Origin of the sequence: Mesorhizobium sp. M5C.F.Ca.IN.020.32.2.1, assembly GCF_004023105.1 — a bacterium.
Taxonomy (GTDB): Bacteria; Pseudomonadota; Alphaproteobacteria; order Rhizobiales; family Rhizobiaceae; genus Mesorhizobium; species Mesorhizobium wenxiniae.
In genome coordinates this window covers 13070-21601 of sequence record NZ_RZSX01000007.1, presented here as the reverse complement: position 1 = coordinate 21601, position 8532 = coordinate 13070, and the positions used below count along the sequence as shown (strand labels likewise).

The 8532-nt window shown below is 60.7% G+C and carries 8 protein-coding genes and 3 pseudogenes; 4 read left to right on the top strand and 7 right to left on the bottom strand.

Annotated features, from left to right (window positions below; genetic code table 11):
* Window positions 1-237: 237 nt before the first annotated feature.
* Complete coding sequence (locus EOA86_RS00835; RefSeq protein ID WP_164891511.1) at window positions 238-942, top strand: GntR family transcriptional regulator; 705 nt, start codon at window positions 238-240, stop codon at window positions 940-942.
* A gap of 673 nt (window positions 943-1615) precedes the next feature.
* Here EOA86_RS00835 and EOA86_RS41400 read toward each other — a convergent pair.
* Window positions 1616-1753 (bottom strand): hypothetical protein, encoded by a 138-nt coding sequence (locus EOA86_RS41400; protein WP_348633309.1) that lies wholly within the window; start codon window positions 1751-1753, stop codon window positions 1616-1618.
* Between the two features lie 133 nt (window positions 1754-1886).
* A pseudogene (locus EOA86_RS41395) lies at window positions 1887-1988 on the bottom strand (resolvase); the annotation flags it as partial.
* Between the two features lie 251 nt (window positions 1989-2239).
* On the opposite strand from EOA86_RS41395, the gene EOA86_RS00825 reads away from it, so the two are divergent.
* On the top strand, window positions 2240-2455 hold the full coding sequence (locus tag EOA86_RS00825) for a DUF3072 domain-containing protein (RefSeq protein ID WP_095518382.1): 216 nt from the start codon (window positions 2240-2242) through the stop codon (window positions 2453-2455).
* Between the two features lie 18 nt (window positions 2456-2473).
* On the opposite strand, the gene EOA86_RS00820 is transcribed toward EOA86_RS00825, so the two are convergent.
* Both EOA86_RS00820 and EOA86_RS00815 read right to left on the bottom strand, forming a co-directional pair.
* The gene (locus EOA86_RS00820) at window positions 2474-2977 is read right to left on the bottom strand and encodes a hypothetical protein (protein WP_206629939.1); all 504 of its coding nucleotides are present in this window, start codon (window positions 2975-2977) and stop codon (window positions 2474-2476) included.
* Between the two features lie 265 nt (window positions 2978-3242).
* On the bottom strand, window positions 3243-3860 hold the full coding sequence (locus EOA86_RS00815; RefSeq protein ID WP_128340434.1) for a TetR/AcrR family transcriptional regulator: 618 nt from the start codon (window positions 3858-3860) through the stop codon (window positions 3243-3245).
* A 75-nt stretch (window positions 3861-3935) separates the two neighbouring features.
* Between EOA86_RS00815 and EOA86_RS00810 the strand changes: the two genes are divergently transcribed.
* Window positions 3936-4433, top strand: coding sequence for a cupin domain-containing protein (locus EOA86_RS00810; protein ID WP_128340433.1), 498 nt, complete (start codon window positions 3936-3938; stop codon window positions 4431-4433).
* An 843-nt stretch (window positions 4434-5276) separates the two neighbouring features.
* On the top strand, window positions 5277-6182 hold the full coding sequence (locus EOA86_RS00800) for an alpha/beta hydrolase (protein ID WP_128340431.1): 906 nt from the start codon (window positions 5277-5279) through the stop codon (window positions 6180-6182).
* A gap of 233 nt (window positions 6183-6415) precedes the next feature.
* Here the strand turns inward: EOA86_RS00800 and EOA86_RS00795 are convergent, their stop codons facing one another.
* The 3 genes and pseudogenes from EOA86_RS00795 to EOA86_RS39220 all read right to left on the bottom strand — a co-directional run.
* Window positions 6416-6613 carry a hypothetical protein gene (locus EOA86_RS00795; RefSeq protein ID WP_128340430.1) on the bottom strand — a complete coding sequence of 66 codons (198 nt, stop codon included), beginning with the start codon at window positions 6611-6613 and terminating at the stop codon, window positions 6416-6418.
* Between the two features lie 219 nt (window positions 6614-6832).
* A pseudogene (locus EOA86_RS00790) lies at window positions 6833-8139 on the bottom strand (extracellular solute-binding protein).
* A 25-nt stretch (window positions 8140-8164) separates the two neighbouring features.
* Window positions 8165-8532 (bottom strand): annotated as a pseudogene (locus EOA86_RS39220) (hypothetical protein); the annotation flags it as partial.

The window sequence follows — 8532 nt, the reverse complement described above, 5'->3', positions numbered from 1 at the left end:
GACAGGTAAAACTCTGCGAGAGCCTCGTCGGCCTTGGCCTGTCGACCTCGAAGCGCGGCGGCTACCAGGTTCCACTCGAAAAATCCTTCGCCGGAATCTTTGCGCCCTTTTCGCCCTCCGGCCGTGCATCCTGATGCGTGCAAAAATTGTTGACATTCCCGCACAGGATGTTCGATGTCCGGCCTGAAACGCGGCGTTCGCGCCCCTATGCGATCCGGCCGCCGGGACAATGCGACGATGGACCTACTTGGACCAAAGACACGGGATGGCGACAAGCCGACGATGCGCTGGTTTCCGGTCTATGCCGGCCTGCGCGACGCCATCGTCAGCCACCGCCTCGCACCGGGCACAAAGCTGCCCGAGGACGAACTCGCCTCGATTTATTCGGTGAGCCGCGCGGTGATACGCGCGGCGCTGCAGGCGCTGTCGCATGACCGCTTGGCTCGGCTCGAGCCGAACCGCGGCGCGTTCGTCGCCCAGCCGACCAAGCAGGAAGCGCGCGAAGTGTTCGAAGCGCGGGCGCTGATCGAGCCCAAGGTCGCGGCGCTTGCCGCCGAAGTGGCAAAGCCGGCCGAGATCGCGCAACTGCGGCTTCATCTCGAAAAAGAGCACGAGGCCCTGCATGCCGGCCGCGACAGCGACGCCATCATGCTGTCGGCAAAATTCCATGTCGGCATCGCCGAAATCGCCGGCCATTCGATCCTAACCGGCTTCGTCAAGGACCTTCTTTCGCGCTCATCCCTGATCATCGCGCTCTACTGGCGCCGCCGCGACACCACCTGCGAAAGCCACGCCCATCACGCCCTAGTCGATGCCATGGAAAAGCACGACGTGAAAGACGCGTCCGACCTGATGCGAGGTCATCTCATCGACCTTCTGTCGGGCCTCGATCTGTCGCTTGGCGAGAAGAAGCCCGAGAGCTTGGCGGACATCTTGCGCTGAGCTCCGCTGTCAAACTCTTCGCCCGAGTCCGCGCCATACTGGCCGTGATTGAGCAAGGCATAGCTTTGGTCCATGACGACTGCTTCGTCGTTCCTGCGGCAATAACGGTAGCGCTCGTAGAGTTCCGCGGCGCGGCCCTCCAGCTGCGACTGCTCCTGCTGGGCCATAGAGTCCCTCCCGCACAAGGAGCCGGTCGGGCAACGCGGCCGATCAGAGCTTAAAGCAGCAATCCTAAAGCGGCCTGTAGGCCAGGCAACCCGCGACAGAAACAAAGCAGATCGCTACGAAGATCAGCTCACCCACCCTTAACGAGAGACGGATCGGCGGAACCGGTGACGCTGGCGCTGACCGCCCGGCTGGCGATCCCGGCCGCGTCGTCCTTCGCCGGGCTGATAGCCCCGCTTGGCCTGCCGGGCAGGGATGCTCGACAGGCAGTTGCACCGGCCCGTCCGCCGAGCGCGGGTCGTGGTCCGTCTTCTTTTCCGAAGACATCCCCCCGCGGAGCGTTTGTGAACTTCCCGCCTATAAAAACAAATCCAACGTTCAAAAGATGTTCGTTGACCGCGCTAAGATGTTTCGCAATTCGACACCTGCCATTGGCCATTGCGTGCTGTCCGAACGGCGCTGAATCAAGGCGATGATTGGCAGCATCGTCTGGGCAAATCGATCATCTTCAGCAATCGATATCTCGGCCCTTAGCCGCAGCTTCGGCGGTGTTGGTCGGGTTGCCGAGTTCGATGCCTGTCGCCTTGCGCGAAGCGAGGGCGCCTCTTGTGCGCTCCGAGATCAGCCGGCGCTCCTTCTCGGCCACTGCCGCGTAAGGTGCAGCATGAAGGGATCGGCATCGGCGCCGAGCCCGGCGACATGAACGGAACCCGCTGCACCATCAGGCCGGCAATGAAGGCGACGTCTCGGGAGAGGCGATCGAGCTTTGCCACGACGACCGGGCATTTGGCCTGGCGGGCCTGGGCGAGGGTGGCTGTCAGTTGTGGGCGCCGATCGAGCGCGTCTGCTCCCTTTCCTGTCTCGACCTCGGTGAACTCCAGGATGATTGCAATCCCTCGGTTCCGGCGAAGCGGGCAACCGCAGCGCGTTGCGCCCCGATGCCGAGGCCAGACCGACCCTGCCTTTGTGTTGAGACCGACAGTAGGCGACCGCGCTCGACATGGTTCAAATTCCTAGCGTGTGCAAAATGCAAACCACCATTTGCAGTGTGCTCACAACGGTCAAAAAGCCAAGTCCGCCAAGGAACAAAAAGAGATCAAAGGCATTCCTCCTGCCACGATAGGAGATTGCCATGGAAGACCCGCGCGCCAAAACTGATGCCTCGGCCAATGTCGACAAAGATCCCGATGAATGGGTGAGCGGCGAGGATCCGATGACCCCGTCGCAAGCATCGTACCTGAAAACCCTATGTGAGCAGGCGGAGGATGAGGAAAGCTTTGAAGAGAACCTCAGCAAGGCAGAGGCTTCCAAGCGCATCGACGCATTAAGGGCAAAGCTGAAGCTCTAGCCCACCGGCACGAGCGCCTCACACAACCCAGCGCAGATCTGGCGTCACGTACACTGGCTGCTTTCTCGGCTCCTCATAAGCCACGCTGATCAGGCCGAATGCGTCGGCGCCGTGGCTCGACCAGTCATGCTCCGGTCCGAGACCAATGTTGCGCGCCTCGTCGTACTTCTCGTACCATCCCAAGGCGTCCAAACCCGGCGAACACGTCGCTTCGTTGAACCAGAAGGCCGGGAACAGCCGGCGGCCTGCCTCGACACGCTTCAGGGCCGCGCCTTTGCCCTGGTTTGGCACCGTCGTGACGTCAAAGCCGGCGGAGCGGATGTGGTCCTCGAATCGGATCGCGGTGACGGCGTTTTCATGGGAAGCATCATGCGGTAGGAAACATTCGGCGCCGCCGTAACCCTTGGTGCGAAGCCACTCCAAATGCGCTGCCAGCGGCTGACGTACCGCCTCGCAATAGTCGAGCGCCCGGATCTCGCGACCGACATAATGGACGATCCAGATTGCCGTCGCGTCTCGCACTCCGATGTCCCAAAAAGCTTTGACCGAAAGCAGGGGATCGCGGGCAACCTTGCCGATCTTGCAATGAGGCTTATGGAAAGGTCCTGGCCGACGCGCCTGCATCTCCGATGTCCCGTCTCCCATTCAGCCACCGTCTCCAAGGAGGGTAGGGGCCTTTCGACCCTGAGTGGTCGAACGACAGGAAAAGAGCCCAGAAGCGGGCGCGGCTACGCCGTCATCACGACGCGAACAGGTGCGGCCCGACTACGCGCACCAACTGTAATGTTCAGCGCGCTGATGATGTCACGAGACTGACGGCAAGCTCAACGGCTTCAGCATCGGACAGGCCTTGTCCCTCGGCGAACGACAACCAGGTCGAGAACTCGAGGGTGTGTGCGAGCGTTGCGCTGAAGAATCGAAGCCGGGCTGGACTTACCTTCCAGCCCGCACGCAGTATCTCCGCTGCTCGCTGGAGCATCGTGCGCCTCCGCTCCAGCGCAGCAGCCACTACTGGCATCTCGGCGTCGCGGTAAAAGTTGGCGAGGAGTTGACGCTTGCGGCGGTAGTAGCCGTAGAGTTGCTTGAGTGCCGTTCGATGACGCTCCTGCGGGTTCTCAATGCCGATCCATGTATCTGGCCTCGGCGGGGGGTCGAACTCGAACGAATAGGCGGTGCAGGCGGTGAAGATCGCCTCCTCGTCGGGAAAGTGGCGATACACCGTGAGGCGCTGCACCCCGGCCTTTTCGGCTATCGCGCTGATTGTGGTTCGCGAAGGCCCCACGGTATGGTGCAACTCGGATGCCGCGCGCGCGAGTGCCCGATGGGTTTCAGCCTGTTTGTCGGCCCGGGACTTGAGGGTGTAGCGCCGAGGTGGCACTTTCGGTGAACGCACGTGATTACCCATCTTGACGAGAGCCGAATCCGAGTTTATCGATGAGTGAACATAAACGTGCACCGATCATCAGCCAAGGAGGGAGCCATGGCTGCCCCCATCACTATCCCGCATAGTGCGGGCGACTCCTTCGCAATTGGCGGTTTCGGTATCCACTGGAAAATTGACGGCGCAGCGAGCGACAAGCGCTTCTCAGTGGTTCACCACGCTCTTGCCCCTCATGCGCTGGCGGCGCCGCTTCATCGGCATCATCGGGAAGACGAGTATTCCTATGTTCTCACCGGCCGGCTCGCGGCTTTACTTGGCGATGATGTCGTCACCGCTGAACCAGGTACCTGGGTGTTCAAGCCGCGCAACCAGTGGCACACCTTCTGGAACGCTGGTGACGAGCCGTGCGAGATCATCGAGCTGATCTCTCCTGCGGGATTCGAGAACTACTTCCGAGAGCTCGCGGCGCTGTGGCCCGATCAAACCAAGATGCCCGGGCTACTCCGGAAGTACGAGCTCGACATGGATCCCGGAAGTGTGACCGAGCTCTGTGCCCGGTATGGGCTGGTTTCGGCCCGCCGCGAAGCTGCCACCTAAGGCTCCGTCACCGCTATGAGGCGTCAAGCGGTTCGTCCGAGATGCCGACGATCCGCGAGGGCCGGGGACCCCGCAGAGCGGCTCGTACAGGGCGTGCGGGACTTGAACAGCACGGCCAGGATCGCGTGACCATCAGCGTCGGGGGCAACAACGGTGACCAACGAGAACGAGACTCCAGCGATTTTGTCAATGCCGCCGATCTGGCACTCTTCCGAGCTAAGTCGGAAAGACGCCGTGTGCCTCGTCTGGCCTGCCGCCGTCGGGAAGAACTGCGACAAGCATAACGGACTGACGCTCCGCGGGTCGTCGCCATGCAACGCAAGCTTGCGCGCTATCCGTTCCGCTCATGAGAATTCGTCGGCTTGATCCGTGCGCCTGTTGGTCTCGATGCATCATCGGAGGCAGATGTTCACCAGGCAGATGCGCTGGCCGAGACAGCAGGTCCGCTCTAAGGAGCAGACGCTCCCGCCCTGCAACCCGTTGCCTGTCTCCGCGACGACGGCCCAAGCGTCCTCGCTCCGGCTATGGTAGGTGAGAACACGTCACCGCCGCAGCGTCCGATGCTGAGTGCGGTGTTGCGCCCGAGCCCGCTGCAGGCGCCAGTAGCGAGGATGATCTTGGTCCGATAAGGGGTGGAACGAACCCGAAGCGGCAATATTCGACCATGTGCGGGGGGCAGTGCTAAAAGATGACGAGCGGGTTTATGGGCGACCTGTCGTCCCGTGTATTCGCCATGCCGCAATTGTAACGAAAAACTCCCAGCGCTGGCATTGCGCTTTATGGATGACATATGGCCGCTGCTGTCCGCCGGTTTTCTATGCTTGATGGGGTAAGGAATGCAAAATGAGCGATGTGGATGAACACCTCGATCTGACGGAGATCAACGCCGTCCGCAGCTTGTTGACGTCAAAGCCACGACCGGTGGGCTGGGACGAACGCCGGGCACGGCTCGATGAGGTTGGTTCGGTGTGGCCGATTGCGGACGACATCCTATGCGAGGATGTGGTTTTCGATGGCCTTGAGGGCGAGTGGTCCCTAGCGCCTGAGAGTGACAGGGATAAGGTTCTGCTCTTTTTCCACGGTGGTGGCTACTGCTCCGGCTCTCTCAAAAGTCATCGTCGAATGGTGACCGAGGCAGGTCGAGCAATGGGAATGCGCACCCTCGCGATCGACTATCGACGCGCACCGGAACATCCTTTCCCTGCGCAACATGAAGACGCACTCACCGCATGGCGCTTTCTGAGCCGGCAAGGGATCGCGCCGGATCGCATCGTGGTTGGTGGAGACAGTGCGGGCGGCAACCTCACCCTATGCTTGGTCAGTATATTGTGCGCGGCAGGGGAGCGGTTGCCGCGATGTCTTTGGCTGGTTTCGCCCTGGACGGACCTTTCGATGTCCGGCGCGACACTAACAAGTAAGGACGCGATCGACCCTATCATCCACCGGGCATATTTGGAGGAACTGGCGACCGCCTATGCCTCCCATGTCGTTGGCCGGCGCGATCCCCGGATCTCGCCGTTGTTCGCCGATCTGAGCGGATTTCCCCCAATGCTGATACAAGTCGGTTCGGCCGAGACGCTGTTGTCGGACGCAACTCGGCTCGCGGCAGCCGCTGGCGCGGCTGACGTCAAGGTACGTCTCGAAATTTGGCCGCATATGATTCACGCCTGGCCGGTTTGGAATGCAGGATTGAGTGCGGGTTGGCGCGCTCTTCACAGCGCGGGCACGTTTGTCCGCGACTATTTATAGCTCTCGGGTGAGGCAGCTGCTGGCGCAATGTTCCCGTTCAGGAACCGGAAGTATTGACCAATCTCGGTCGTATAGAGCAGCTTCGCCGTTTCCTGAAAGCTGACATCGCGGGCGACCGCTGGTCGAGGTCATGGCGCCAAAAGCGGACGCTACGGTGGCGCATGAGACGCGGTAAAATGGGTTGCACCTGATCCCGAGCAAGAACCTGCTATCCCCACGGGCTGCTGCCCGGTTCAAGAGCTTATTGTCAGCGCCGCAGACATGCGTTCCAGCCCCTGAAGTAACAGCGAGCGCGGACAACCGACGTTGAGGCGAATGAACCCTTCGCCACCGGGCCCATATACGCGGCCGTCGTACAAATTAACCCCGGCACGATTGACAAAGAACTTCTGGATTCCGCCCACTTTGAGATCGAGCGCGCGGGCATCCATCCACACCAGAAACGATGCGTCGGGCCTTATAGGGGTAATGCCGGGAAGGTGTTCAGTAGCGAATTCGCAAAACTCTCCGGATGCTGGCAATGAGTGAATCAGTTGATCGACGCTACTTCAAGACTGAGTTTTTCAACACAATCCTTCGCAAAGCGGGCGTTCGGCATCTCCACGATGGTCGGTGTGAAACGCGAGGCGTCCCATCCATAACCACACCGACTACTGGCGCCCGTACTTCTTGAAAGTCGCGTTCCAGTCCGCGGCGAGGGCATCAAGCGTCTCCCTGGCCGTGCCTTGGTCGCCCGTCACGTATGGATAGACTCGCTGGTTAAACTGCTGCAGTAATTCGGCGTACTCCGGGACCGCCCAGAAGTCCTTCACCTTGAACATGGTCTCATAGAAGGCCCTGTTGTACGGCGTGGCGTTCTGAAATGCATCCGACTTCAGCACAGCCGCACTGCAGGTGTAGCCGCCGAGCTCCGCCCACCTCTTCTGGGTTTCGTCCTTGATGAACCACTCGAGGAATTTGAGGGCTTCGTCTTGCTTTTGCGAATAAGAGATGATCGAGATGCCCTGCCCCCCGAGGGGGGCGAACTGATCGCCTTGCGGGCCGGCCGGGTTGGCGAAGAAGCCGGTGTTGGTGGCATTCCGATTGCTAGCCTCGTTGGTAAGCGATGGGAAGAACGCGAAATAGTTCATGCTCATCGCGGCCAGGCTTTCGGTGATCGCCAGATTCTCCTCTCCGAAATTGGCGTTGGCCCAGCCCGGAGGCGTGAATTTGTACAGCTCCCGATAGAATTCGAGCGCGGCCACGGCCCTGTCGGAATTGATAAAACCGTCGACCTCGTAGGTTGCATAGTCGCCAAGCTCGCCGCCATACGAGAAAAGCACGCTTTCGAAGCCCCCGACCAACCCATCGTATGAGTTGTCGGTGTAAATCGCGATGCCATATCTCTTCTGGTCAGGCCGGTAGAAGAACTCAGCGATGTCGCGCATCTCTTTGAACGTGTTCGGCACGGCGAGATCGTAGCCGTACTTCGCTCGGAAGTCGGCCATTTCCTTCGGATCCTCGAACCAGTCTTTGCGATAGGCCCAACCGATAGCGTCGCCCTCGAGCGGGACCGCCCAGTATCTGCCGCTGTCGCCAGGATACTCGGAGTAAAACTTCACCGTGGCCGGAGCCATTAACTCGGCGATATCGTGCTTCGCGAAGAAGTCGGTGAGGTCGACATAGTGGCCGCCAGTCGAGCCGGCGCCGAGCCACTGCGAGTCGCCTACGACCATATCATACGCATCGCCCCTGGCATTGAATTCGGCGAAGGCTTTGGTCTGAAAGCCCGGCCAAGCCGTTGTTTCGACTGTTACCTTGACGCCCGTCTGCCTCTCATATTCGGTAACGAGTTCTTGCAGATAATTGGCAGGATCCCATTCTGCCCAGAAGATCGTGAGCTCGGCGGCAGAAGCCGGTGTGCCGGCCAGCGTTGCACTACGCCGGCCAGCAGACCATAGCACGTTTGTTTGAGCATGGTTGTCCTCCCTGGTTGTTGCTGCCTATGGCTGCGCCGCCGGATGATGTGAAAACTTCTGCAGCAGGCTCTTTGCCTCAACCAGATCGGAAGTGCCGAAACCCTCGTTGAACGCCGCATATGCGGGTGCGAGCAGGTCTCGCGCCTCGCTCTCGCGTCCGCGATCGGACCAAAGTCGGGCAAGCCGAAGCGCAGCCCTCAGTTCGGCCAGTCTCGCACCTTGTTCGCGGGCGGCGGCCAGCGACTGCCGGAACGAGCCTTCGATAGCATCGTCGCCTTGGTCCAGGCGCGATAGGAGCTCTCCTTTGGCGCTCAACAGTTCGGGCAGCTGGTAGCTGGAGCCAGACTTGATGAGCGTGTCGAACGCTTGCTCCAGCAGCGCAAGCCCTTCGC